The following is a 24,592-nucleotide window of genomic DNA, read 5'->3' on the forward strand; positions in this document are numbered from 1 at the left end:
GCCTCTGCAATGGATGGTGAAAGAGGACGTGAGAGCCAGGGCACGGTCTTTCTTTGCGCGCCGATTGTCTTCGCCAACAGAGCGCCGCGACGCTTGTTGCCCAGGCGATGTCATGCAGGATCGGCAATCGGCCATGTCGCGGCGTTGCGCAGCCACGATGCCGCTTGCCATGGACAGCCCTTCCTTGGCTACTGACGGCTCCGTCGGACCGGCCCGTGCGACGTGAACACCCGTCCGCCCGCGGACAGGGCGCCCGGCAGCGGCAAGCGGCGCACGCAACAGCCGCAGCCGGCGGGATGCGCGGCCGAAGCCCGGTGCGGGTCGGTCGCGCTCGGCCCGGTGGCGGCGTGGGCAACGCGGCCACCCGGGTTGCCGCTGGCAATGGCGGGGGCACTGAGACATGTTCGCGGTGCCGCGGCCCCGCATTCCGGGCAGGCGCAAGGGTCCCGGAACTGGGCCATGGGCCGCATCGCCGTGAACGGCCCGCAGGCTTCGCACTCGTAGTCGTAGATCGGCATGACGTCCTCACGCTCGAGCCCGTCCGGCGAGATGGCGGAGAGGCCGAGGGAGCACAAGGCTCCGCCCGGCCCGGCTGGTCACGCGGCGGGCTTGAGCACCACCTTGGTCCAGCCATCGTCGCGCGCGTCGAAGTGCTGGTAGGCGTTCGGCGCCTCGCGCAGCGGCAGCTCATGCGAGATGATGAAGGACGGCTTCGCGCGGCCGGTCGAAATGAGGTCGCGCAGCTGCCGATTGTAAGCCTTCACGTTGCACTGGCCCGTGCCGATCGTCTGACCCTTGAACCACAAGAGGCCATAGTCGAAAACGATCTCGCCCTGCTTGTAGAGCGGGTCCTGGGGGGCCGGGTCCTGGGGCGTGTAGACGCCGACCACGCCGATGCCGCCGGTGAATTTCACCGACTTGACCAGATTGTTCATGGTCATGTTGGGGTGCTCGTGGCCCGCCGGATCGTGCGCCTGGTAGCCGACGCACTCGCAGCCGCGGTCGGCGCCGATGCCGTTCGTCAACTCAAGGACCTGGTCCACCGGGGAGCCCTTGGAATCGTCGATGGGCAGGGCCCCGATCGAGCCGGCAAGGCGCAGGCGGTCGGGATGACGGTCGACGACCATGACCATGCAGGCGCCCTTGATCATCGCCGCGTGGGCGGCCATGAGGCCGACCGGCCCGGCCCCATAGATGACGACCGACTCGCCGGGACGCAGTCCGGCGAGTTCGGTGACATGCCAGCCGGTCGGGAAGATGTCGGCCAGCATCACATAGTCGTTCTGCCGCTCCTCCGCGTCCGGCGGCAGCTTCAGGCAATTGTAGTCGCCGTAGGGAACGCGCAGGAGGTCGGCCTGGCCGCCCCGATACGGTCCCATGTCGGCGAAGCCGTACGCGGCGCCGGCCATGTTCGGCACGACGCTTCGATCCGCCGTGGTCAGGCAGAACGCGCTCAAGCCGCGTTCGCAGTTCTTGCAGAATCCGCAGCCGATGTTGAAGGGGATGGCGACCCAGTCCCCGACCTTCACCCGATCGACGGCGTCGCCCACTTCGGCCACCTGCCCGAGGTTCTCGTGCCCGAAAACGCCGCCCCGCGGGAAGTCGGTCCGGCCCTCATACATGTGCAGGTCGGAGCCGCAGATGTTGGTGCTCGTGATCCGCACCAACACGTCGGTCGGTCTCTCGATCCGGGCGTCGGGGACGTCCTGCACCGCAACATCGCGCGGTCCGTTATAGACAACCGCTCTCATCTCGTTCTCCCGACCTGAAGCCGCATGGTGGACAAGGAGAGTGTTGTGCAGCCTGCCGTCGGACCACCCGGTCGTTACCTGAGGGGATTTCCGTAGCGCGCAGTGATCGTGCGCAAGGCCGTCCGCGGCTACAGGCTCCTCGGCGAGCGCAACGGGGCCCCGTTCGTTCGGGGCGATGGTGGAAGAACGCGGCGGCTTCCGGTGCGATGGAACCCAATCGTCCCGGCGGTCTTGCCGGATCTTCAGGAAGATCCGCCGATCCGGCACGCGGTTTACGACGACGGAATCGTCGATCCCAACGCATTGCCGAAATGAACTATTAATTATTGTATTTTAATCTGAATAAACACCATTGATATTAATTGTCTTCTTCGGGATGGTATAATTCAGCCGTGAATGGTGGGATTCATGCCGCACACATCCGTACGATACGCCTCCATCCATGAAGCGCAGCCAAGAGATGCCGGCCTGATGCCGATCCTGCGCCTCGTTCTCGACAACATGGCGGAAGGGGTGTGCGTCGCCGGTCCGGATGGCCGGATCATCACCGCCAACCCGGCGGCGGAGGCGGTGTTCGGGCCGCTCACCGGTGTGGCCTTCGACACGCTGTTCGGACCGCGCCTGCGGCTGGCCGACGGGACCACCCCGTGCCCGCCGGCCTCCTGGCCGATGGGCCGCGCCATCCGGGGCGGCGCGATGGAGCGGGAAAGCCTCTATCTCGCCCCGCCGCCCGGCGGTTCCGGAGTCTGGCTGCGGGTGAACGCCCGGCCTCTGATGGAGAATGGAGTCTCCGTCGGCGGCGTGCTGGTCTTCCGCGACATCACCCAGGTCAAGGCGGCGGAGGACCGCATGGCCTGGCTGGCCCATTTCGACCCGCTGACCGGCTTTCCCAATCGCGTGCAGTTCCATCAGGCGCTGGAACGCGCCATGGCGGCCGTACGGCGGTCGGGCGGCGGCCTGTCGCTGCTGCTGCTCGACTTCGACGGCTTCAAGGAGGTGAACGACCAGTTCGGCCACGCCGCGGGGGACGAGTTGCTGGCCGGGATCGCCCGCCGCCTGCGCGAGGCGCTGTCCGACGGTGTCCTTGGCCCGATTGTCACCGCCGCCCGCCTGGGAGGCGACGAGTTCGCGATCCTGGTGGAGGAGCGCGACGGCGGCGAGGTGACGGACCTGCTCGACCGGATGACCCGCGTCACCGCCGATCCCTTTCCGCTGGGCGGCGTGCGCCACCGCGTGAGCGTCAGCATCGGCATCGCCCGCCATCCCGACCACGGCAACGGGGTGGAGGAACTGATGCGCATGGCCGATCTGGCGATGTACCGCGCCAAGGAGCAGGGTGGCGGCACGGTCTGCCGCTACGACCCGGCGATGATGGCGGCCACGGTGGAGCGGGCGCGGTTGCGCAGCCTGCTCGCCGGGGCGCTGGAGCGCGGGGAGTTCCATCTGGTCTACCAGCCGCTGACCGAGGCCGCGGGGGGCCGCCCGGTGGGGGTGGAGGCGCTGCTGCGCTGGAATCCCGGCGGCGGCGCGCCGGTCCCCCCGTCCACCTTCATCCCCCTGTGCGAGGACAGCGGGCTGATCCTTCCCATCGGGCGCTGGGTGCTGGAGACCGCCTGCCGCCAGCTGCGCCGATGGCAGGAGGACGGCCACGGCGAACTGGAGTTCGCCGTCAACCTGTCGCCCCGCCAGCTTCGCGATCCGGCGCTGGTCGACAACGTGCGCGGCGCGCTGGCCGCCACCGGGATCGAACCGTCGCGGCTGGTCCTGGAGGTCACCGAAGGGCTGCTGATCGAGGACATGGCCTTCAGCCGCCAGGTCCTGACCCGGCTGAAGGAGCTGGGGGTGCGGCTGGCGCTCGACGATTTCGGCACCGGCTACTCCAGCCTCAGCTATCTGAACAACCTGCCCTTCGACATTCTGAAGATGGACGGTTCCTTCACCCGCAACCTGGGCGACGCGGGGCGGGAGAACGCCAGCGGGCAGGCGGTGGCCCGCGCCATCATCGGTCTTGCCCGCAGCCTGTCGATGACCCTGGTCGCCGAGGGGGTGGAGACGCCGGAGCAACTCGCCTGGCTGGCCGCCAACGGCTGCACCCTGATCCAGGGCTATCTGCTGGGCCGCCCGGAGGCGCCGCAGGCCGCCGCGGACACCCTCGACCGGCTGGCCGCCGAACACGCGCGGCGCCAGAAGGAGCGCGGCGATTTCGTGATCTGAGGAATCGACGCGGGGGGCGCGCCCGGCCGTGCCCCCCGACTTCTCCGGTTCGTCTTTACCGGATCATCTTTACCGGATCATCTTTATCGGATTACGGGGCGGAGCGGGCCAGGGCGGCGCGCCCGGCGCCGGTCAGGATCATGTCGCTCTGGGGGCATGGACACGGGCGCACAGCACGTCGCGGTGATGGCGCTCCAGGGGGTTGTCGCGGGACAGGCCGGGATTGCCGGTGATCTCCAGCGCCTTGGCGACCGCGTCGATCGCGTTGTTGGTCACCGTGTGTTTGACCAGGAGGCTGTCGCTGGCCGGCGGGACGGTCCCGACGTCCGCCGATGCCGACAGGGAGCGCAGAAGCACCGTGTTGGTCAGCAGAAGCGCCTCGATGGCACCCAGCGCCTCCTGAAGGCGGGGAACGGTCGCCAGCGGGGCGCCGCCCAGCGCCGTCGGCTTGCGGGCGTGCAGGAAGCCGGTCAACCAGTCCCGCGCCGAGCGGGCGATGCCGTCGTAGACGCCGCTGAACAGGGTGGACAGCCAGGCGGAGCCGACCGGATCGGGCACCGTCCAGCCGGCGGCGGGGCGCAGCTCGCCCACATGGTCGTCGGGAACGAAGGTGTCGTGGAAGATCACCTCGTGGCTGCCGCTGGCCCGCATGCCGATGTGGTTCCAGCTTTCCCGCACGTCGATGCCCTGTTCGGCGAGGCCGTCGCCGCGCGGCACCACCCAGGTGCCGACCAGCGGCTCGCCGTCGTCCGTGCGCGCCCAGACTCCGAGCCAGGAGAGCACCGGCAGACCGGTGCAGTAGAGCTTGGTCCCGGAGATCCGCCAGCCCCCCGGCACCCGGCGCGCCACGGTGGCCGGCAGGCCGCCACGGTGGGGGGTGCCCAGTTCCGGCTCGACCCGCAGCAGGTTGATGACGGCGCCCTCGGTCACGGCGCTGCGAAGGATGCGGTCGCGCAGAGGCTCCGGCCAGCCGACGCTGCGCCGGATCTGGTTGAGGATGGCGTATTGCAGCACCAGCACCAGGGCGGTGGACGGTTCCCCCCGCGCGAGCCCGCCGACCACGGCCAACGCGTCCCTCAGCCCGCCGCCCCTGCCGCCCAGCGGCGTCGGAACGACCAGCGCCGGCAGTCCCGCCTCCCGCAGCCATTCGAAATTCTCGAAGGGAAAGCTGGCGGCGTCGTCGTGCTCCGCGGCGCGAAGCGCGAAGCGGGCGGCCAGCGCCGCGATCTCGGCCTCGTCCACCACCGGGGCGGGGGCTGCCCCGCCGAGGGGCGCGGGCTCGAAGGGAAAGTCGGCATGGAGCGTGTCGGGGGGCATGTCGGGTCGGTCCGCTGCGAGAAGGGGAAACTGGACGGCGACGGCGGTCAGACGAGATCCACCGTGATGCGTCCGGCGAAGCGCTGGCTGTCGGTCCCGCGCTTGATGACCGAGACGCTCTTCAGCTCGTCGGTGTAGAGGGCGAGCTGCTGGCGCAGCGCGTCGCCAATGGGGGTGACGTTGTGGGCGTGGCTGCGCAGCATCGCCTCCAGATCCTCCACCGGGAATTTCGGGGCGAAGGGGGCATAGGCCGCGGCTGCGGCGCGCGGGTCGGCGTAGGCGGCGTGCTGCGCCTCGATCAGCGCCGCGGTCAGCGCCTTGGCCGCCGGGCGGTTGTCGCGCAGCAGGCTGCCACGCACCCCGACGAGGCAGCAGGTGCGGGTGGAGTACTCGCCGCAGACGTTGTTGGTGATCTCCACCAGCTCAGGGTTCTGGGTGTGGCGCCAGACCAGCGGGTCGCCATCGGCCAGCGCCTGGATCTCGCCCTTCTCCACCGCCAGCCCCAGCAGGTCGGCGGGATACTGGCGCCATTCGACGTCCTTGGCCGGATCGATGCCGAATTTGGACAGGACGATCGAGAAGAAGTTCTTCGACGGGCTGGCCATGTCGCTGACGCCGATGGTCTTGCCCGGCAGGTCCAGCACGGTGTTCACACCCGCCGCCCTGGACCCGATCAGCCGCATGCAGCCGCCATGCAGGCCCGCCGAGATCTTCACGTCGAAGCCCTGTTCCAGCGGTTTCAGCCAGCGCAGCGCCATGCCGACCCCGGCGTCCGCCTTGGCGGTGGCGATGGCCTCCAGAAGCTGGTCGGTGGAGCCGGTGAAGTTGATCAGGTCGACCTCCAGCCCGTGCTTCCTGAACAGGTCTAGCTTGAAGGCCAGCGGCACGGCGGAGAAGCAGACGGCCCCCGCGTTCCAGGACAGGCGGAGCGGCTCCGCCGCCAGCGCGCGGCGGCGCAGGACGAAGGGCGCGGACAGCGCCACGGCGCCAACGGCGCCGGCGGCGATCACGCCGCGGCGGCTGAGAAGGGGAAAGGCGGGCTTTGCGGTCATGGTGCGGGAGCCTTTGCGGAGGAACGGGGGCGGGCGGTTGGCATCCCCTCTCCCGCCCCGGGAGAGGGAGGGGCCCACGCGTCAGCGTGGGAGGGTGAGGGTGCCGCCGAGGATCAGTGCTCGACCTTTGTGCGACCCTCACCCGCCCGCTTCGCGGGCACCCTCTCCCGGGGCGGGAGAGGGACTTGAGGTCAGTCCAGCAGGTCGGGCTCCGCCGCGACGATCCATTCCCACAGCGGGTGGAAGTTGTAGGCGCCGCCCTGCTGGGTGCCGACCTGCGCGCGGGTCAGCAGGGCGGTCTCGTGGTCGATGGGCTGCGGCGTGCCGGCGGCTTCCGCCAGAAGCTGGGTGTGGGCGGCGTCCTCGGCGCTGATGAACCACCAGGCGGCGGCCTCCACGCTCGGGCCGAGGGTGAGCAGGCCGTGGTTCTTCAGGATCGCCAGCTTGCGGTCGCCCAGCGCCTCGACCAGCCGCCGGCCCTCGCCCTCGGTCAGCACGACGCCGGTGTAGGGGTCGAAGATCACCTGATCCTCGTAGAAGGCCGCCGCGTCCTGGCTCAGCGGGGCCAGCGGCCGCCCGAGCGACGACCACGCCTTGCCGTAGGTCGAATGGGTGTGAGCGGCGGCCACCACGTCGGGGCGGGAGCGGTGGATGGCCGAATGGATGGTGAAGCCGGCCTGGTTGATGGCGCGGTCGCCGTGCAGGACGTTGCCGTCGATGTCCACCAGATGCAGGTCGGACACCCGGATGGTGCTGAAGTGCTGGCCCAGCGGGTTGATCCAGAAGCGGTCGTGATGCTCCGGATCGCGGGCGGTGACGTGGCCGGCCAGCCCCTTGTCGTAGCCGTAGCGCCCGAACAGGCGGAAGGTGGCCGCCAGCCGCTGCTTGCGGTGCTGCCGCTCCTCCTCGACGCTCGTGTAAGTGACCGGATCGACGGGTGGCCAGAACTTGCGGGGGCGGGGCTGGATGTGGGTCATCGGAAGGACGCTCCTCAAGGGATGGGGTCAGTAGCCGGCCTGGACGTTCACCACGTCGCGCAGCGGCTCGCCGCGCGCGTAGGCGTCCAGGTTGGCCAGGATTCGCTCGGCCAGCCGCGGCTCCACGTCCGGGGCGGACCAGGACAGATGCGGCGTCAGGCGGATCGCCGGATGGCGGTAGAAAGGGTGGCCGGCGGGCAGTGGTTCGGGCTCGGTCACGTCCAGGGTGGCCCCGGCGATCCGCCCCGCCTCGATGGCGGCGAGCAGCGCCTCCTGATCGACCAGCGCGCCGCGCGCGACGTTGACCAGATGCAGCCCCGGCTTGGCCCGCGCCAGCAGGTCCGCACCGACCACGCCGCGGGTGGCGGCGGTCAGCGGCAGGGCCAGCACCAGATGGTCGCTGACCGCGATGAGGTCTTCGAGCCGGTCGAAGGGCTCCACCTCCGGCCCCGTCTCCGACCCGGCCCAGCCGGACCGGCGCACGGCGCCGACGGACATACCGAAGGCTCGCGCCCGCTCCGCCACCGCCCGCCCGATGGCGCCGAAACCGGCCAGCCCCAGCCGCCGGCCCGACAGGCCGCCCAGCGTCTCCCGCCGCCAGTCCTCCGGTCCGCGCAGGCGCACGGCGTCGAGCCGCTTCTCGAAGGCCAGCACGGCGGCCAGCGCATATTCGGCGATGGGCACTGCGGAGACGCCGCGGGCGCAGGTGACCAGCGGCGCCCCGTCCAGCAGCCAGGGCGGGTAGACGTCCATGCCGGTGGAGGCCGACTGTATCCAGCGCAGCCCCCGCGCCCAGCCGGCGGGGCGTGCGGCGGGCGCCGCGTCCCAGCCGATCAGCGGGCGCGTCAGCAGCACCTCCACCCCGTCCGGGATGTCCCAGGGCGGCCGGCCGTCCTCGTGCCGCAGCACCGTCGGACGCGACGGGTGAGCGGCGATCCGCTCTCCCACCAGGGCGCCGATCTGATTGAGGACGACCGGCGATCGGCCCGCCACCACGCCCTCACTCCGCCGCGGCGGCTTGGGCCTGCCTGCGCTCGGCCACCAGCTGGCGGACGCGGGGCAGCAGCTCCCGGCCATAGGAGATGGCGTCGGGCAGCGGGTCGAAGCCGCGGATCAGGAAGGTGGTGATGCCGAGGTCGTAATAGTCCAGCAGCGCGTCGGCCACCTGATCCGGCGTGCCGACCAGCGAGGTGGAGTTGCCCTTGGCCCCGGTCAGGCCGGCGATGGCGGTCCACAGCCGCTTGTCGTGGCGGTGGCCCTTGTCGGCGGCGGCATCGGCGATGGCGATCAGGCGGCGGGCGCCCTCGTTGTTGGGCAGATCGCCGCGGCGGAAACCGGTCTTGTCCAGCAGCGCCTTGGCCTTCTGGTGGATGGCGTCGGCCTTGGCCCAGGCGGCCTCCTCGGTGTCGGCCAGGATCGGGCGCAGCGACAGGCTGAAGGCCGGCTGCGGACGGCCCGCCTTGGCGACGGCGGCGCGCACGCGGCCCAGCAGTTCGCGCACCTGCTCGTGGGTCTCGCCCCACAGGGCGAAGGTGTCGGCGTGGCGCCCCGCGACGTCGATGGCGGCCTGCGAAGCGCCGGCGATCCACACCGGGATGCCCGAGGCGTTGTAGGGCTTCACCTGCGAGAAGGCCTGCTCGACGCGGTAGTACTTGCCCGCGTAGTCGAAGGGCGTCCCGCTGGTCCATTCGGCGCGCACGATGTCGAGGAACTCCGACGTGCGGGCGTAGCGGTCGTCCTTGTCGTCCACGCTGTTGCCGTCGCGCGCCAGCTCGCTGCGCTCGGCCCCGGTGATGACGTTGATGGCGACCCGGCCCCGGCTCAGCTGGTCGAGCGTGGCGAACTGGCGGGCCAGGATGGTCGGCGCCTGGAAGCCGGGGCGGTGGGCGATCAGCACGCCCAGCCGGTCGGTCACGCTGGTGATGTGCTGGCTGACCTGGAGGCTGTCCGGCGCGTCGGAATGGAAGGCCTGGAGCACCGCGTCGAAGCCGCCCAGCTCATGGGCCTTGGCGACCGTCTCGATGTAGTCGCGGTCGACCACCGGCCCCTGGCGCGGAATGATCTCCGACGCATTGTGGTTGCCGACGAAGCCGACGAAGCGCAGCGGGTGGGCGGAAGCGGTAACGGATGCGGTGGGTGAAACGGTCATGGGGGCGATCCCTTCAAGTGCGTGGCGATGGGGCGGGATTGGGGCGGCGTCCGGTCAGCTGAGCGGACGCGACAGGATGTCGTTGAAGCGGCGGTCGAAGGCCGGGGCGATGTCGATCCGCCTGGGCAGCACACCCAGCTGGTGGAAGGTGTCGGCGACGTTCTGGGCCGAGGCGACGTCGGCATCGGTGATCGGCGCGAGGTCGCGCTGGCGCGAATTCTTCCGGAGGATTTCCAGGTCGATCTCGGCGGAGACGCCGATGGCCGCGGAATGGACCTGCGCCCAGCGCTCCAGATTGGCGGCGCGCCAGGCGAAGGCGCGGCGCAGCCGCAGGAAATATTCGCCGATGGCCGCCGCCTTGCCCGGCTCGGCCAGCGCGTCGGGCGAGGCGAGATACAGGTAATTGCCCGACAGATAGCCGTTGGAGGTGACGAGGACCCGCGCCCCCTTCTTGATGGCGAAGGGCACGGAATAGCCGTAGATCGCCCAGGCATCGAGCGCGCCCTGCTCGAAGGCCGCCTGTCCTTCCGCCGGGGTCAGGGCGACCGGCTGGATGTCCGTGAAGCGCAGCCCGACCTCGCCCAGCATCTTGGCGAGGTAATATTGCGTGGTGGTGGCGCGGACATAGCCGACGCGCTTGCCCTTAAGATCGGCGACCGAGCGGATCGGGCTGTCCGGCGGAACCAGCACCACCTGCCAGTTCACGTCGTCCTTGACGACGGCGACGATGGACAGGCGCGCCCCGGCGGCGATGCCGAAGGCGGGCGGGATCTCGCTGCTCGACCCCACGTCGATGGAGCCGGCGTTGATCGCCTCCACGATCAGGTTGCCGGAGCCGAACTCGGCGAACTGCGACCGGAAGGGTGTCGGCAACTGGCCGGACGCTTCCAGCGCCAGCCCGTCCAGCGCCTTGTAGTCGGCGATGCGGAGCACGGTTTCCGGCGTCGGGCCGGAGGCGGCGCGCGAGGGGGCGGGCAGGCCGCCCAGCGCCAGGGCGCCGCAGGCTCCGGCGGCACCGCGCAGCAGGCTGCGCCGCCCGATGCCGGACGGGGAACGGGAAACGGAAGCGGTGGTCGGGTCGAACGGCATGGGCTGGGCGTCCCGCGGTTTGGAAGTCAGTGGGAAGGGGCGGCGACGGCTCCCGCGGGCAGGGCGTAGCCGCCCACGGCCACGCCGGGCGGCGCCGGTCTGGAATCGGTCGCGCTGCGCTGCGGCTCCTGCCCGGCGAGACGCTCCTCGTCGATGCCGAGTTCGGCGAGCAGGCGGCTGCGCAGCGCGATGAATCCGGGGTCGCCGTGGCGGCGCGGGCGGGCGAGCGGGACCGGGATGTCGGCGGCGATCCGGCCGTCGGCCATCACCAGGGCGCGGTCGGCCAGCAGCAGCGCCTCGTCCACGTCGTGGGTCACCAGCAGGATCGCCGGGGCGTGGGCGCGCCACAGCGTTTCGACCAGCCCCTGCATGCGCAGGCGGGTCAGCGCGTCGAGCGCCGCGAAGGGCTCGTCGAGCAGCAGCAGGCGCGGCTCCCGCACCAGCGCGCGGGCCAGCGCCGCCCGCTGCGCCTCTCCGCCCGACAGCGTCAGCGGCCAGGCGCGGGTGCGGTGGGACAGCCCGACCTCCGCCAGGGCGGCGCGGCCGCGGGCTTCCGCGTCGGTATGGCGCAGCCCCAGCGTGACGTTGCGCAGAACCGGCATCCAGGGGACCAGCCGCGGCTCCTGGAACACCACGGCGCGCTCGTCGGGCAGCGTGACCGTGCCGGGCGGCGCCGGGTCCAGCTTCGCCAGCGTGCGCAGCAGCGTGGACTTGCCGCAGCCGGACCGGCCCAGCAGGGCGGTGAAGGACCCCGGCTGAAGATCCAGCGACAGGCCGTCCAGCACGTTGCCGTTGCCGAAGCCGCGGACCAGGCCGCGCACCGTCACGACGGCTTCGGTCCCGGGAGCGGCGGTTTGCGGAAGGCTGTGGCTCATGGAGGGTCACTCCTTGATGAAGGCGGGGCGCCAAGCCAGGGCCGACCGCTCGATCGCCCGGACGATCAGGTCGGCGAGCAGCCCCAGGATGGCGTAGACGATCAGGGCGACGATGATCACGTCGGTGCGCAGGAAGTCGCGGGCGGTCATCGCCAGATAGCCGATGCCGCTGGAGGCGTTGATCTGCTCCCCCACCACCAGGCTGAGCCACGCGACGCCGAGGGCGTAGCGCAGGCCGGTCAGGAAGGAGGGCAGCGCCCCCGGCAGGATGACGAGGGCGATCAGCTCCCGCCGGGTGAGGCCGAGGGTGGACACCGCCTCCACCACCTTGGCGTCGACCGTGCGGATGCCGGCGAAGAGGTTCAGATAGATCGGAAAGGCGGAGCCGAGCGCGACCAGGGCGATCTTCGGAGCCTCGCCGATGCCGAACCACAGGATGAACAGCGGCACCAGCGCCAGATGGGGCAAGGTGCGCAGCATCTGGAGCAGCGCGTCCAGCGCGTCCTCTCCCCGCTTCGACAGACCGGCGACCAGGGCGCAAACCGTGCCGACCGACACGCCGATGGCCAGCCCGCCGCTGACCCGGCCCAGCGACACCAGCAGATGAACCGCCAGCTCGCCGCTGGCCGTCAGTTCCCAGAAAGCCAGCAGGATCTGGGTTGGCGACGGGATGGACCGGGTGGAGATCCAGCCGAGCCCGACGCTGGTCTGCCACAGCGCCAGCAGGGCGAGAGGCACCGCGCAGCGGCGCAGGCCCGCCGCGAACGCGGCGGCGCGGGACGAACGTCCCGGCTTTTTCACGGTGGCTGCCGTCATGATGCCTCCCGAAGCCGGCCAGGGTTGGCGCTCCGGGGAAAAGCCTATTCCTATTGCGGAAATAGGAAAAACAAAAAACACAAACAGGATTGTTCAGAAATACTCAAGTAACGCATATTTTGTGTTGTTTGTGCGATCGGTCGTCGGCCAGCATCGCGCCCAGGGATTCGGTCAAAATCCCGCACAGCCGGTCCACCGCGGGGCTGGCCGCGGACGGCGCGCGGTGCAGTTCCAGCGGCACCGTGCCGAGCGCCGGCAGAGCCCCGTCCGGCTCAAGGATCGACAGCGTCTCCGGCAGGCCCAGCGGCGTGCGCACGGTCACCCCCAGCCCGGCTTCCACCGCCGCCCACAAACCGGACAGGCTGGGGCTGGTGAAGGTGATGCGCCAGGGCCGCCCGCCGCCGTCCAGCCGTTCGATCCCGTGCTGGCGGAACATGCAGGGCGCGTCGAGCAGGGCGAGCGGCAGGGAGGCTGCCGGATCGCCCCGGAATCCCTCCGGCGCCACCCAGACCACCGGCAGATGGGCGAGCGCCGCCGAACCGGGAATGCCGGGCGTGCCGCCGATCTCACCGAAGGCCAAAGCCAGATCGAGCGCTCCTTGCGCGACCCTCTCGCGCAGTTCGCGCCCGCGGCCGACCTGCGCCTCCACATGGATGCGCGGATGGGCGCGGTGGAAGGAGCCGAGCACGGCGGGAAGCCAGCGTTCCGCCAGATCCTGCGGGAAGCCGACCCGCACCGTGCCGTCCATCGCCCGCCCGCGCACGGTGGACAGCGCCTCGTCGTTCAGGGCGACGATGCGGCGGGCGTAGCCCAGCAGCAGATCCCCGGCGTCGGTCAGCGCCACCGTGCGGCCCGCCTTGCGGAACAGCGGCTGGCCGACCTGCTCCTCCAGCTTCTTCATCTGGAGGCTGATCGCCGACTGGGTGCGGCCCAGCCGCTCGGCGGCGCGGGCGAAGCCGCCATGCTCCATCGCGATGACCAGCGCCCGCAGCACGTCCATGTCGAGGTTGGTGGGAAGCATCACTACCCCCGCCGCGCGTCAGCGAACCGTGCGGCGGGCGGCCAGCAGCGCGTCGGCCAGTTCCACGAAGCCGTCGCCGCCGGGGCCGCGGGTGATCCATGCGGGCGGCGCGGGAAGCTCGGGCAGGATGTCGGCCACCGTGCTGACGCCGACCGACAGCGGGAAATGGGCGAACATCGGCGCGTCGTTGAGCGAATCGCCGGCGTAGGCGACCGCATCGGCGTCGTCGTCGATGTCCAGGCCGTGGGTCTCGCGCAGCACGCGGCGGGCCATGGTCAGCTTGTCGTAGCCGCCGATCCAGCCCAGCACCCACAGCGAATTGACCGTCACGTCCGCCCCGGCCTCCCGGAAGAGCGCGGCCAGGGCCGCCCGCAAACCGGTATCCTCCGGCGCGCGGAAGGCGAGGCTGGTCAGGCGGAAGGGCTGGTCGCTCGCCGGCTCCACCCCCGGCAACGCCTCGCGAATGGCGTGCGACAGCCGGTCGAGCCGTTCCGCGACCGCCGCCCGCTCCGCCTCCCCGTGCCAGAAGCGGCGCTCGGCGTCGCCGTCCGGGGTGCGGCGCAGGAACAGGCCGCCGTTCTCGGCGATCACCCCGTCCACCGGCCACATGCGGGCCATCTGGTCGGCCCAGCCGGCGGGGGCCGCGGTCACCGGCAGCACCGGAAGCCCGGCGTCCCGCAACCGCTCGATGGCGTCGTAGGTGCGGGCGGACAGGCGGCCCCGGTGGGTCAGCGTGTCGTCCATGTCGGTCAGCACGAAGCGCACGCGGGCGAGGTCCGCCGCGGGCGCCTGCGCCAGCGGACGCAACACGGTGAGGGTGCTCACGCATTCTCCGGGCGCCGCACCCCGGTGGGGTCGGTCATGGCGCGCGCCCTCGTCCCGCGGTTGGCTCACAGGACGGTCACGGCCTGGGACAGGTCCAGGCGCGGTGCGCGGGGACGGGCCGGCGGCCCCTCGGCATGGCCGAGCGCCACGAGGATGTTGGCGTGCAGGCGCCCGTCGGGGAAGAACTCCCGGTCCACCGCGTCGGCGTCGAACCCCGACATCGGCCCGGCGTCCAGCCCCAGCAGCCGGGCGGCCAGGATCAGGTAGCCGGCCTGGAGCGTGCCGCTGCGGAAGGCGGTTGCCTCCGTCAGGGCGGGATCGTTGGCGAACAGCGGCGTCGGGTCGAAATGCGGGCTCAGCACCGGCAGATGTTCGGTGAAGCGGCGGTCGTAGGCGGTGATGGCAATGGCTCCGGCGGCCAGCTTGGACAGGTTCCCGCGGCTCAGCGCCGGGCGCAGCCGTTCCTTGGCCTCCGGCGTCGTCAGGAAGACGAAGCGCGCCGGACTGCCGTTGAAGGCGGTCGGCGCCAGCCGGACCAGCTCGTAAAGCCGGTGCAGCGTCTCCACCGGGACCGGGCGGTCCGACCAGGACTGCGGCGTGCGGGCGTTCAGGAACAGGCGCTCGGCAGCCGGCACGAGGTCGTCCGGAAGGCCGGCAATGGGAGAGTCGGCGGAAACGAGGGTGTCCGGCATGAAGGGAGGCTCCGTCTGGGAGAAAGGGTGCGGTCGGGTCAGGCCAGGGCGTAGCGGCGGATCAGGCCAGCGCGGCCAGCGGCACCGGGAGGACTGCCACGGCGATACCGACCCCCAGGGCCAGCCGATGGCTGGCCGGCGGATCGTCCATGCGCCGTCCGTCCGATGCGCCCGCCGGGGTTTCCGACGGCAGCGGCAAGGGCAAGACGCAAGACGGGCTGAGCGACGCGATCAGCATCCGTTGGAAATCGTCCGAGGCCTGCATGTCGGGTCTCCTGTTTGGAAGGGAGGGAGACGGAACATCCTCCGGACGGCTGCGGCGGCCATAACAACAATCCGCAGCCGTATTAATTATATATATTTCATATAGGAAAATAGGAAATACGCTCGGCGTCAAGCACGCGCTTCGCCCCGGGCGAGGTTTTTCGATGATCCTGCGACGCGGACGGGGCGCAGCCATCGGCAATACGCCCGGTCCTTCTCCGCCTCTTTGTGTCCAACGACGTCCCGAACGGCACCCATGACGACATGAGGAGTTGCGTTCAGCGCTTGCGCTTGCGCCAGGACCAGACCGCGGTGAGCACGGGGACCGACAGTGCTGCCCAGGACACGGCGTCCACGACGCCATCATCCAGCAGGGCGGCGATCAGCCCGACGGTGGTGACGAGCGCGATCGCCATGGGAATGCCGAAGACCGCCAACGGTCGGAAGGGAGCGCGCGACGTCATTCCGCAGCCTGCCCGGCGTTGGCGCGCAGGCCGGGGCCTGCGGCGGCATGATCCTGGGTACGGCGAGCCTGGATAAGGCGGCGGCGGGCGATCCACAAATAAAGGCCGCTGCCGAGGATGACGATGGTCAGCAGGTCCAGCACCGCCCACAGGATCTTCATCGGCAGCCCGCCATAGTCGCCGAAATGCAGCGGCTGCGACAGCCGCAGCGCCAGCATGTACCAGGGCATGGAGCGCATGTCGGTGAAGGCCCCCGTCTCGGCGTCGATCAGGGCGGGGGTCAGGATCCGGTTGGTGGCCGGCGTGGCTCCCTTCAGCCACACCGCGTAATGGTGGTTGCTGGAAAAGCGCACGCCGGGGAAGGCGACGAATTGCGGACGCATGCCGGGGGCGGCCTCCATGGCGGTGCGGACGGCCGCATCGACCGAGGTGAAGCGCTCCGGAACCGGCTTGCCCTCGTAGGGGGCGATCATCGCCGCAAGCTCGTTGGCGCGCCAATAGGCGACCAGCGGCACGGACAGGGTGTTGATGACGCCGGTCAATCCGACCACCACCACCCACATCAGCGTGACGATGCCCAGCATGTTGTGCAGGTCGAGCCATTTCAGCCGTTGGCCGCGCCCGGCCCGCACCGTGCCGAAGGACAGTTTCCGCATGAAGGGGGCGTAGATCACGACCCCCGACAGGGTGGCCAGGAACAGCAGGAAGCCCATGAAGCCCAGGAACAGCTCGCCGGGCAGCCCGGCGAACAGGTCCACATGCAGGCGCAGCATCACATGCATGAACCCGTCGTCGTCGTTCAGGTCGGCCAGGATCCGCGTCGTGCGCAGGTCGATGGCCGAGATGTGCATTTGCGACACCGGAGGGCGGGCCCCCGGGCCGGTGGTGACGTTCACCACCGGCCGGTCCACGTCGAAGCTGAGGAACAGCGGGCGCTCGCCGGGGTAGGTCGCCAGCGCCGAAGCCACCGCCTCGTCCAGCGATTTCAAGGGCGTGTCCTCCGGCATGGGCGGAAGGGTGTCCTCGGCCGTCAGCGCCTCGATCTCGTCATGGAAGATCAGCGGCAGGCCGGTCAGGCACAGCAGCAGCATGAAGATCGTGCAGATCAGGCTGGTCCATTTGTGGATCAGCGTCCAGATCCGGATGGTTCGGTTGGTCATCGGGGCCCCCTCATGCCGCCGTCATGGCTTCGCCGGTCGGACATCCAGCCTCGGAAATCCGCTCTCAGAAATCGACCGACACCGACAGCTTGGCCGTCAGCGGGCTGCCCTGGCTCAGGTAGCCGCCGGAGGCCGACGCCCAATAGGCCTTGTCGGTCACGTTCTCGACCGCCGCCCGGATGGTGACCGGACGGTTCTGGACGTCGGCGATCATCCGCGCGCCGACGTCGAAGCGGGTCCAGGCGGGAATCTTCAGCGTGTTGGCGGTGTTGAGATACTGCGATCCGGTGTGGATCACGCGCCCGGTCAGCGTCACGGTGGGGAAGGACGCGGGGAGGAAGGGCAGGTCCCATTCGACGTTGGCGTTGAACTGGTGGCGCGGCACGCCGACGGCGTCCTTGCCCTCGGTCGCGGCGCTGCCGGTGTCGCTCAGCTCCGGATCGATGAAGGTGGCGCCGCCCAGCAGCCGGACGCCCTGCACCGGTTCGCCGTACAGCATCAGTTCGATGCCGCGGTTGCGCTGTTCCCCCGACACGCTGTAGACGCGGGTGAACGGGTCGGTGACGCCGCTGGGCTGCGTCGTCTGGAACAGCGACAGCGATCCGCCGAAGCTGCCGAAGTCCAGCTTGCCGCCGACCTCGTACTGGACCGACCGGTAGGGCTCGAAGATCTCTCCGGAATTGACCGCGGTGGATGGTGCGGTCGGCCCCTGCGCCAGCCCCTCGATCCGGTTGGCGTAGAGCGACAGTTGCTCGACCGGCTTCACCACCAGCCCGACCACCGGCGTCAGCGCCGACTGGTCGTAATCGGAGGTGCGGGCGCCGTTGGCCCGGTTGTAGCCGCGGACCTGGATGTTCTGCTGGCGCAGGCCGGCGGTGACCATCACCCGGTCGTTCAGGATCGACACGGTGTCCGACGCGTAGACGCTGCGCAGCACCGACTCGCTGACCTTCGGCAGGTCGCCGACCATGCCGCTGGACGATGTCGTCGCCGGGCGCGGGAAGCCGACCATGTTGTAAAGGTTGATGGTGGAGGTCGTGCCGAATTCGAAGCCGTTGTTGTTGGTCGTCCGCAGCGCGGAGGCGCCGGCGTTCAGCTGGTGCCGGAGCGGGCCGGTCTGCAGGTCGGCCCGGACGCCGCCCTGGCCGGTGACGGTGTCGTCCTCGCGCGGGACGGTCAGGCGCCGGACCGTGCCGGTGCCGTCGGGCCGCGTGATGGTGGGGGAGGCGTAGTCGCCGTCCTCGCGCATGCTGCGCAGGCCGAAGGCGCCGTAGGCGGTCAGGTTGGGCAGAAGGTCGTATTCGGCGCGGATCTGGCCGAAGGTGTCGCGCATCCGCGAATAGCTCCAGGGCTGCGCGTAATTCTGCGAGGCCGACGGCACCGCCGGGACGAAGCTGCCGACATAGACCACGGGGCGGCCCTGCTCCACCCGTTGGGTCTGGGTGCCGACGTCGAGCGTCACGCGGGCGCGCTCGCCGCGGTAATCCAACGCCAGGGAGCCGAGCTTCATCGTCCGCTCCTCGTCGTCGATGGCGGTGTCGCCGCCGCGGACCGCGGCGTTGGCGCGCACGCCGAACTGCTTGGCGTCGCCGAACCGGCGCCCGACATCCGCGGACAGGCCGAGCCGGCTGTCCATGGCGTAGCTGGCGGTCAGCCGGGTCAGCGGATCATCCTCCGCCCGCTTGGGCACGAGGTTCACGCCGCCGCCGATGCCGGACCCGCTGGGGGCCGCGCCATTGAGGAAGGCGTTGGCGCCCTTCAGCACCTCCACCCGTTCGAACATGTTGGTGGCGACGATCTGGCGCGGAGCGGTGCCGTAGAGGCCGTCGACCGACAGATCCTCCCCGGCCAGCTGGAAGCCGCGGATGACGAAGCTCTCGGCGAAATTGCCGTAGCCGAGGCTGCTGCGCACCGCCGGGTCGTTGGCCAGCACGTCGGCGATGGTGTCCGCCTGCTGGTTGCGGATGGTTTCGGCGGTGTAGCTGGTGACGGAGAAGGGAACGTCCATCGCGTCCTGGTTGCCCAGCGCGCCGATGCGCCCGCCGCGCGCCACCTGACCGCCGGCGTAGGCCGGGGGCAGGGCGCCGGGGCCGGTGGCGCCCCGGCTGCCTTCGACCTGCACCGGATCGAGCAGGACGGCGTCGCCGGCGGCGGCCACGCGCTCGACCGTCACGGTCTCGGCGTTGAGGAAGCGGGCGGCCAGCCCGGTGCCGGAGAGCAGGCGGTTCAGCCCCTCGCGCGCGGTCATCGATCCGCTGACGCCGGGGGAATTGACGCCCTGGGTCACGGCACCGGGGCTCAGCACCTGGATGCGCGTGGCGCTGGAGAAGGCGGCAAGCGCCCCGTCCACCGACTGTGGCGCGATGGCGAAGGTCACCGGGCCGGCCGGGATCGTCTCCTGGGTCGGCTGCGCCACCGCCGCGGGGACGCCGGACAGCGGAAGGCCCGGCACCATCAGCATCGTCGTCGCCAGGAGCCGCCCCAGGAGCGTCCTCGGGAGCACGCGCCCCAACCGGCGGCCCTCTACGCCGTCCCGGCGCCCGTTCGTCACACCCGTCGCTTCACACTTCACCGCTTCACACTTCACCGATGCCATCGCTCGCCTCTGTCGTCCGGTGAGAGAGCGCGCCGCTTTCTGCGATTGCGTCTCATTCTCTCCTTTCCCGGACATGACGACGGGCGCGCGGAGAACCCTGGGAAGTTTTTTAGGTCCCGCCGATTTTTTTCAGCGGAGCAGGGTCAGGTAAGGGGTGATGCGGGTGGCGCGCACGCCGAGGCCGCGCTCCAGCGCGTCGATCACGGCATCCGGCCGGTCGAGCGCGAAGACGCCGGACACGACGCGCTCCGCCGCCTCGTCGTTCAGCAGGATCACCCGGCCCGGCCATTGCCGGTTCAGAGCCGCGATGACGGAGGCGAGCGGCTGCTGGCGGAAGACGATCTGGCCCTGGCGCCACGCGAAGGCGACGGCGGGGTCCACCGTCCGTGGCCCGGTCAGGCCGTCGGCGTCGGCCTCCGCGCTCTCGCCCGGGTGCAGGCGGACGCTGTCGGGCCAGGGGGCGTTGCCGTCGGCGTTCCGATGGGCGACGACCTCCACCAGCCCTTCGCCCACGGTCACCGTCGTGCGGTCGGTCTCACGCCGGACGCTGAATTGGGTTCCCAGCACACGGGCGGCCCCCGCCCCGCCATCGACGACGAAGGGATGGTCGGGATCGCGCGTGACGTGGAACCACGCCTCGCCGCGCAGGATGCGGACACGCCGCTCGCCGTGTCGATAATCGAACGCCAGCGCGGTGTCGCCGTTCATGTCGACCGTGGAGCCATCCGGCAGGGTCAGGGTCCGGCGCTGCCCGGTCGAGGTCACCTGGTCCGCAACGGCGTTCTGGTAGAGCGTCGGTCCGCGCCAGACGCCGAGACCGCCGACCACCAGCAGGATCGTCAACGCCACGGCAAGGCGCCGCACACCGGCAATCACGGGGGCCGCCGCGGGGGCAATCGCGGTGGCCTTCGCGGGGCGGCGGGGCGGCGCGATGCGGGATTCGGCGTAAGCGGCGCGGGCGGGTTCCTTCAGGTCGTGAAGCAGGGTCTGGAGGCCGGCCCAGGCGTGGGAGTGAGCCGGACTGCGGGCCAGCCATTCGGCAAAGGCGGCACGCTCCGCCGGCCTGACGTCGTCGGATTGCAGGCGGAAGTGCCACGCGTTGGCTTCCGAGAACAGCCGGTCTTCGTCCGGTCCGCCGTCCGCCGGCTCGCTGCGCTGTCCATCCTGGTGATCCATCGCGTCTCGCTGCGCGCTCCTTTTGTGTCTGGTGTTTGGATAGACGGTCGAGGACGGCCGATCCCTCAAAGAAAATGACCTGCCGGGGCATTGGCCCGGCCCATCATCGCAGCGGACGCCGCTTCATGTGCGTGCGGCACTGCTCCAGCGCCGTGCGCAGATGGTACTCCACCGTGCGGGGGGAGATGCCGAGCCGTTCACCAATGGCGCGATAGGACAGGCCTTCGACATGGTAGAGAAGGAACACCTCACGGGTCTTGGGCGACAGGGAGTCGATGGCGCCGCGCAGCCGGGCCATGGTCTGGTTCCGCTCCACCACCATGTCGGCACCGGGGCCGGAGGAGGGCAACTCCTCGTCGGGCGGGCCGGCCTCACGCAGGCGCTGGCGCTTGGCCGCCCGGCAATGGTCCAGCGCCACGCGGTCGGCCACAACATACAGCAGCCCGGCCGGATTCTGGATCGCCTCGCCATCGGGCAGACGGGCCAGCCGCAGGAAGGCATCCTGTGCGAGATCGCCCGCCGTTTGCGGATCCCCGGTCCGCCGCGTGATGGCACGTTCCACGCGCAGGCGATGCGCATCGAACAACTCCGCGATCCTGCGCGCCCACGTGCCTACGGGGCCCGTCATCGGGCGCTCCAGGAACGGGTCCAGGAATGGGGGGCGTCGGGCGGCGGAGGGCGGAGGGTGTCGGTCACAGATGCGCGGGATGACGGATGCAATGAAACCGGCGCCCGTGGGGCCATCGCCTGGGATGCCGATCGCACCGGTATAGCCGTATTGACCCCCTAATGCGAACTATTCTTATTATCAGAAACTGCGCCTCGGTCACTTCGCGGCAAGGTCTCCCGGATGCCCGCCTTCGCAGGGTTGATGGCTGCAAAGGTGTGAAGGGGGAGGGAAGCGTTTTTCCTAAACGGGGGGCGGTTCCGACGGCGCGAGAGCGCGCCTCCCGTCAATGCGCGTCGGGTGACGTCCAACCGCCGATATGCGCGTAAACGGAATCCCGCAGTTGCGCGATCTCGCGGTTGAGCTTCGCCAAGGCGGCGGGCGACTGTCCGGAGGCGTGGAGCAGCGTATCGCCCAGGCAGCCGGCCCTGGAGCGCAGATCCATTCCCTTAGCCGTCAGCGACACGATCACCTGCCTCTCGTTGGTCGGGTTGCGCGTGCGCTGGATCAGCTCCGCAGCCTCGAGGCGTTTGAGCAGGGGCGTCAGCGTGCTGGATTCAAGGGCGAGCTGCTGGGCGATGCTCCCCACCGTCTGTCCGTCCTCCCGCCACAGGATGTTGAGGACGAGATACTGCGGATAGGTGAGGCCAAGGGCGTCCAGCAGCGGCTTGTAGGCCCGCTGGATGGCGATGCCGGCCGAGTAGATCGCGAAGCAGAGCTGATCCTCCAGCGGCACCGGCGGGTTGTTCTCGTTCGACACAGGCTGGCTCCCTTCGCAGCGCATCTTCCACCGACATATATCGCGATAAAATTTCCTGGACAAGGAGAGGCGCCGGCGGCACACATAGTTATCGCGATAACAATTATCGCAGTCAAGCGGAGGCAAGCATGAAGAACACGCTTCGGACCCTGATCCTGGCCGCGTCGGCCGTCACGCTTCCGGTGTCGATCGCGCAGGCTCAGCCGACCAGCCATTCCGTCGATCGGGCGGTTGTCAGGAACATCGTCCTTGTCCATGGCGCCTTCGCCGACGGATCGGGATGGCGGAAGGTCTATGAGGACCTGACCAACCGGGGATACCGGGTCACGATCGTCCAGAACCCGCTCACCTCCTTCGAAGACGATGTGGCGGCCACGCGGCGGGCACTCGACAGGCAGGACGGTCCCGCCGTTCTGGTCGGCCACAGCTGGGGCGGCACGGTCATCACCGAAGCCGGTGTCCATCCCAAGGTGCGTGGTCTGGTCTATGTGTCCGCCCTGTCGCCCGACGCCGGCGAAACCACGGCGCAGCAATATGACGGCTATACGACACCGCCCGAGTTCGTCATCGAGACGAGCGGGGACGGCTTCGGCTTCATCAAGCCGGAGAATTTCGCCGCCGGCTTCGCGGCGGATGCGACGAAGGCCGACGTCGATTTCCTGGCGGCGTCGCAGGTTCCGATCAATATGGCGAGCTTCGGCGTGACGCTCCGGCATGCCGCCTGGCGGACCAAGCCCAGCTGGGCGGTGATCGCGACGGAGGACAAGGCTTTCGATCAGCGGATGCTCCAGGACATGGCCAAACGCATCGGTGCGAAGGTCACGAACGTCCCGGCCAGCCATGCCGTCTACGTCACGCGGGCGGAGGTGGTCGCGACGGTGATCGACGATGCGGCCCAGCAGTCGGGCGCGGTTTCGCCCTAGGCCCCGGTCCCGTCGGACCATTCTCTCCGCTCATCACAAGGTCCATGCCATGAACCATTCCATTTCCGGCGGTTCCGAGGAGTTCAACCGGCGCGTCCGTGACAACCAGACGCAACGACTCGCCAACCTCAAGCCGGCCTATGACTTCATCGTCTGCGGTGCCGGCGCATCGGGATCCGTGATCGCACGCCGCCTGGCTGAGAATGCCGACTGCTCCGTGCTCCTCATCGAAGCGGGGGGCGGCGACGAGGATGAGGCGGTGCTGAATCCGTCGTTGTGGCCCACCAACCTCGGCGGTCGGCGCGACTGGGGGTTCCAGGCGGAGCCGAACCCGCATCTGGGTGGCCGCACGCTTCCCATGTCCATGGGCAAGGGGCTCGGCGGCGGGTCGAGCATCAATGTCATGGTGTGGGCAAGGGGCCATCGCGCCGACTGGGATCACTTCGCGGACCAGTCCGGCGATGCCGGCTGGAGCTATGAGGCGGTTCTCGGCATCTACCGACGCATCGAGAACTGGCGGGGTGCGCCGGACCCGCATTACCGCGGCAACTCCGGACCGGTGTGGGTGCAGCCTGCCCAGAACCCGAGTCCGATCGCCGACGCTCTGCTCAGCGCGGCCGGGTCCCTCGGCATCCCGCGCCACGACAGCCCCAATGGCCGGATGATGGAAACCGCGGGAGGCGTGGCCTACACCGACATGCTCGTGCGGGATGGACGGCGCAACTCGCTCTACCGCGCCTATGTCCATCCTGTGGCCGATCGACCGAACCTCACGATCCTGACGGACACGCTCGTGCGCCGCGTGCTCCTCGACGGGACGACGGCGACCGGCGTCGAGGTCGAACGGGACGGCCGGATTCGGTCGATCACGGCAGGCTCGGAGGTCATCCTGTCCACCGGCGCCATCAACACGCCCAAGCTGCTCATGCTGTCCGGGATCGGCGACCGGAGCCAGCTTGACCGGCACGGCATTCCGGTCGTGCGTCATCTGCCCGGCGTCGGCCGCGGCCTGCAGGATCATGTGTCGTTCGGCTGCACCTGGGAGTACCGGGAGCCGATCGCTCCGCGCGCCAGCGGGAGCGAGGCGACGCTCTACTGGACAAGCCGCCCCGGCTTGGAGGCGCCGGACCTTCTGTTCTGCCAGGTCGAATTCCCCGTTCCCAGCGAGCGCACGGCGGCGCGCGGCGTCCCCGACCACGGGTGGACGATGTTCGCAGGCTTGGCGCAGCCCCACAGCCGTGGCGAGGTGCGGCTGCGGTCGGCGGACCCGGCCGTGGCGCCTGTGGTCGATCCCAACATGCTGTCCGATCCGCGGGACCTGGAAACGGCACGCGCCTGCGTGCGGCTGTGCCGCGAGATCGGGAACGATGCGGCGTTCGCGCCCCATGTCCGGCGCGAGGCCATCCCCGGGATGGGGGCGGCGATCGACGATCAATTCCTCCGCGATGCGGCGGTGACCTATTGGCACCAATGCGGGACGGCTCGGATGGGCATGGATGACCGGTCGGTCGTCGACGCGTCGCTGGCGGTCCACGGCATCGACCGGCTGCGCGTCGCGGACGGCTCGATCCTCCCGAGGGTGACGACGGGCAACACGCAAGCACCGTGCGCGATCGTGGGCGAGCGTGCCGCTGACATCCTGCAGCGGCGGCACGGGGTGTAGACGCTTTTCACCAAAACCCGGGCCGCACGCTGCATGTTGAGCGTCCGGCGACGGGGAGGGCCCCGGTCCGAGGGGCCACGCCTGGGCTCGGCACCGGCGAGTCGCCGTCCGCGTTCGTGATGGGCGGCGCGGTCAGGGGAG

At 70.1% G+C, this 24,592-nt stretch carries 23 protein-coding genes; 3 read left to right on the forward strand and 20 right to left on the reverse strand.

Features of this window, described 5'->3' with window-relative positions:
• Window positions 1-188 precede the first annotated feature (188 nt).
• Together D3869_RS34735 and D3869_RS10085 are read right to left on the reverse strand one after the other, a co-directional pair.
• Window positions 189-518: an FmdB family zinc ribbon protein gene (locus D3869_RS34735; protein ID WP_137139939.1), complete on the reverse strand. Its 330-nt coding sequence runs from the start codon at window positions 516-518 to the stop codon at window positions 189-191.
• A 78-nt stretch (window positions 519-596) separates the two neighbouring features.
• A complete protein-coding gene (locus D3869_RS10085) occupies window positions 597-1,751 on the reverse strand; it encodes a glutathione-independent formaldehyde dehydrogenase (RefSeq protein ID WP_038529456.1) in 1,155 nt (384 codons plus the stop codon).
• A 471-nt stretch (window positions 1,752-2,222) separates the two neighbouring features.
• On the opposite strand from D3869_RS10085, the gene D3869_RS10090 reads away from it, so the two are divergent.
• Window positions 2,223-3,965, forward strand: coding sequence for a putative bifunctional diguanylate cyclase/phosphodiesterase (locus D3869_RS10090; protein ID WP_137139940.1), 1,743 nt, complete (start codon window positions 2,223-2,225; stop codon window positions 3,963-3,965).
• Between the two features lie 138 nt (window positions 3,966-4,103).
• On the opposite strand, the gene D3869_RS10095 is transcribed toward D3869_RS10090, so the two are convergent.
• The 18 genes from D3869_RS10095 to D3869_RS10180 form a co-directional block, all read right to left on the reverse strand.
• Complete coding sequence (locus tag D3869_RS10095; protein ID WP_247895612.1) at window positions 4,104-5,282, reverse strand: acyl-CoA dehydrogenase family protein; 1,179 nt, start codon at window positions 5,280-5,282, stop codon at window positions 4,104-4,106.
• A gap of 47 nt (window positions 5,283-5,329) precedes the next feature.
• The gene (locus tag D3869_RS10100) at window positions 5,330-6,334 is read right to left on the reverse strand and encodes an ABC transporter substrate-binding protein (RefSeq protein WP_137139941.1); all 1,005 of its coding nucleotides are present in this window, start codon (window positions 6,332-6,334) and stop codon (window positions 5,330-5,332) included.
• A 191-nt stretch (window positions 6,335-6,525) separates the two neighbouring features.
• Window positions 6,526-7,311: a class II aldolase/adducin family protein gene (locus D3869_RS10105; RefSeq protein WP_137139942.1), complete on the reverse strand. Its 786-nt coding sequence runs from the start codon at window positions 7,309-7,311 to the stop codon at window positions 6,526-6,528.
• 27 nt (window positions 7,312-7,338) lie between these two features.
• Complete coding sequence (locus D3869_RS10110; RefSeq protein WP_211114935.1) at window positions 7,339-8,304, reverse strand: D-isomer specific 2-hydroxyacid dehydrogenase family protein; 966 nt, start codon at window positions 8,302-8,304, stop codon at window positions 7,339-7,341.
• 7 nt (window positions 8,305-8,311) lie between these two features.
• Complete coding sequence (locus D3869_RS10115; protein ID WP_137139944.1) at window positions 8,312-9,460, reverse strand: LLM class flavin-dependent oxidoreductase; 1,149 nt, start codon at window positions 9,458-9,460, stop codon at window positions 8,312-8,314.
• Between the two features lie 54 nt (window positions 9,461-9,514).
• The gene (locus D3869_RS10120) at window positions 9,515-10,549 is read right to left on the reverse strand and encodes an ABC transporter substrate-binding protein (RefSeq protein WP_137139945.1); all 1,035 of its coding nucleotides are present in this window, start codon (window positions 10,547-10,549) and stop codon (window positions 9,515-9,517) included.
• Between the two features lie 26 nt (window positions 10,550-10,575).
• On the reverse strand, window positions 10,576-11,424 hold the full coding sequence (locus tag D3869_RS10125) for an ABC transporter ATP-binding protein (RefSeq protein ID WP_137139946.1): 849 nt from the start codon (window positions 11,422-11,424) through the stop codon (window positions 10,576-10,578).
• A 6-nt stretch (window positions 11,425-11,430) separates the two neighbouring features.
• A complete protein-coding gene (locus D3869_RS10130) occupies window positions 11,431-12,240 on the reverse strand; it encodes an ABC transporter permease subunit (protein ID WP_137139947.1) in 810 nt (269 codons plus the stop codon).
• Window positions 12,241-12,343: 103 nt separating this feature from the next.
• Window positions 12,344-13,261, reverse strand: a complete 918-nt coding sequence (locus D3869_RS10135; protein WP_247895613.1) for a LysR substrate-binding domain-containing protein — start codon at window positions 13,259-13,261, stop codon at window positions 12,344-12,346.
• 18 nt (window positions 13,262-13,279) lie between these two features.
• A complete protein-coding gene (locus tag D3869_RS10140) occupies window positions 13,280-14,086 on the reverse strand; it encodes an HAD hydrolase family protein (protein WP_211114936.1) in 807 nt (268 codons plus the stop codon).
• A 65-nt stretch (window positions 14,087-14,151) separates the two neighbouring features.
• Window positions 14,152-14,778, reverse strand: coding sequence for a malonic semialdehyde reductase (locus tag D3869_RS10145; protein ID WP_137139949.1), 627 nt, complete (start codon window positions 14,776-14,778; stop codon window positions 14,152-14,154).
• A gap of 61 nt (window positions 14,779-14,839) precedes the next feature.
• A complete protein-coding gene (locus D3869_RS10150) occupies window positions 14,840-15,043 on the reverse strand; it encodes a hypothetical protein (RefSeq protein ID WP_137139950.1) in 204 nt (67 codons plus the stop codon).
• Between the two features lie 277 nt (window positions 15,044-15,320).
• Window positions 15,321-15,506 (reverse strand): hypothetical protein, encoded by a 186-nt coding sequence (locus tag D3869_RS10155; protein WP_137139951.1) that lies wholly within the window; start codon window positions 15,504-15,506, stop codon window positions 15,321-15,323.
• Window positions 15,503-16,666, reverse strand: a complete 1,164-nt coding sequence (locus tag D3869_RS10160) for a PepSY-associated TM helix domain-containing protein (protein ID WP_137139952.1) — start codon at window positions 16,664-16,666, stop codon at window positions 15,503-15,505. Before D3869_RS10160 ends, D3869_RS10155 begins: the two co-directional genes overlap by 4 nt.
• Window positions 16,667-16,730: 64 nt before the next feature.
• On the reverse strand, window positions 16,731-19,169 hold the full coding sequence (locus D3869_RS10165; protein ID WP_247895614.1) for a TonB-dependent receptor: 2,439 nt from the start codon (window positions 19,167-19,169) through the stop codon (window positions 16,731-16,733).
• A gap of 222 nt (window positions 19,170-19,391) precedes the next feature.
• Complete coding sequence (locus D3869_RS10170; protein ID WP_137139953.1) at window positions 19,392-20,438, reverse strand: FecR family protein; 1,047 nt, start codon at window positions 20,436-20,438, stop codon at window positions 19,392-19,394.
• A gap of 103 nt (window positions 20,439-20,541) precedes the next feature.
• Window positions 20,542-21,066: an RNA polymerase sigma factor gene (locus tag D3869_RS10175; RefSeq protein WP_137139954.1), complete on the reverse strand. Its 525-nt coding sequence runs from the start codon at window positions 21,064-21,066 to the stop codon at window positions 20,542-20,544.
• 325 nt (window positions 21,067-21,391) lie between these two features.
• A complete protein-coding gene (locus D3869_RS10180; protein ID WP_137139955.1) occupies window positions 21,392-21,865 on the reverse strand; it encodes a MarR family winged helix-turn-helix transcriptional regulator in 474 nt (157 codons plus the stop codon).
• Window positions 21,866-21,993: 128 nt separating this feature from the next.
• On the opposite strand from D3869_RS10180, the gene D3869_RS10185 reads away from it, so the two are divergent.
• A complete protein-coding gene (locus D3869_RS10185) occupies window positions 21,994-22,788 on the forward strand; it encodes an alpha/beta fold hydrolase (protein ID WP_137139956.1) in 795 nt (264 codons plus the stop codon).
• A gap of 49 nt (window positions 22,789-22,837) precedes the next feature.
• Entirely contained in the window at window positions 22,838-24,451 is a 1,614-nt protein-coding gene (locus D3869_RS10190; protein WP_137139957.1) for a GMC family oxidoreductase, read from the forward strand.
• Window positions 24,452-24,592: the final 141 nt, after the last annotated feature.

This window comes from Azospirillum brasilense (assembly GCF_005222205.1).
GTDB classification, from domain to species: domain Bacteria; phylum Pseudomonadota; class Alphaproteobacteria; order Azospirillales; family Azospirillaceae; genus Azospirillum; species Azospirillum brasilense_G.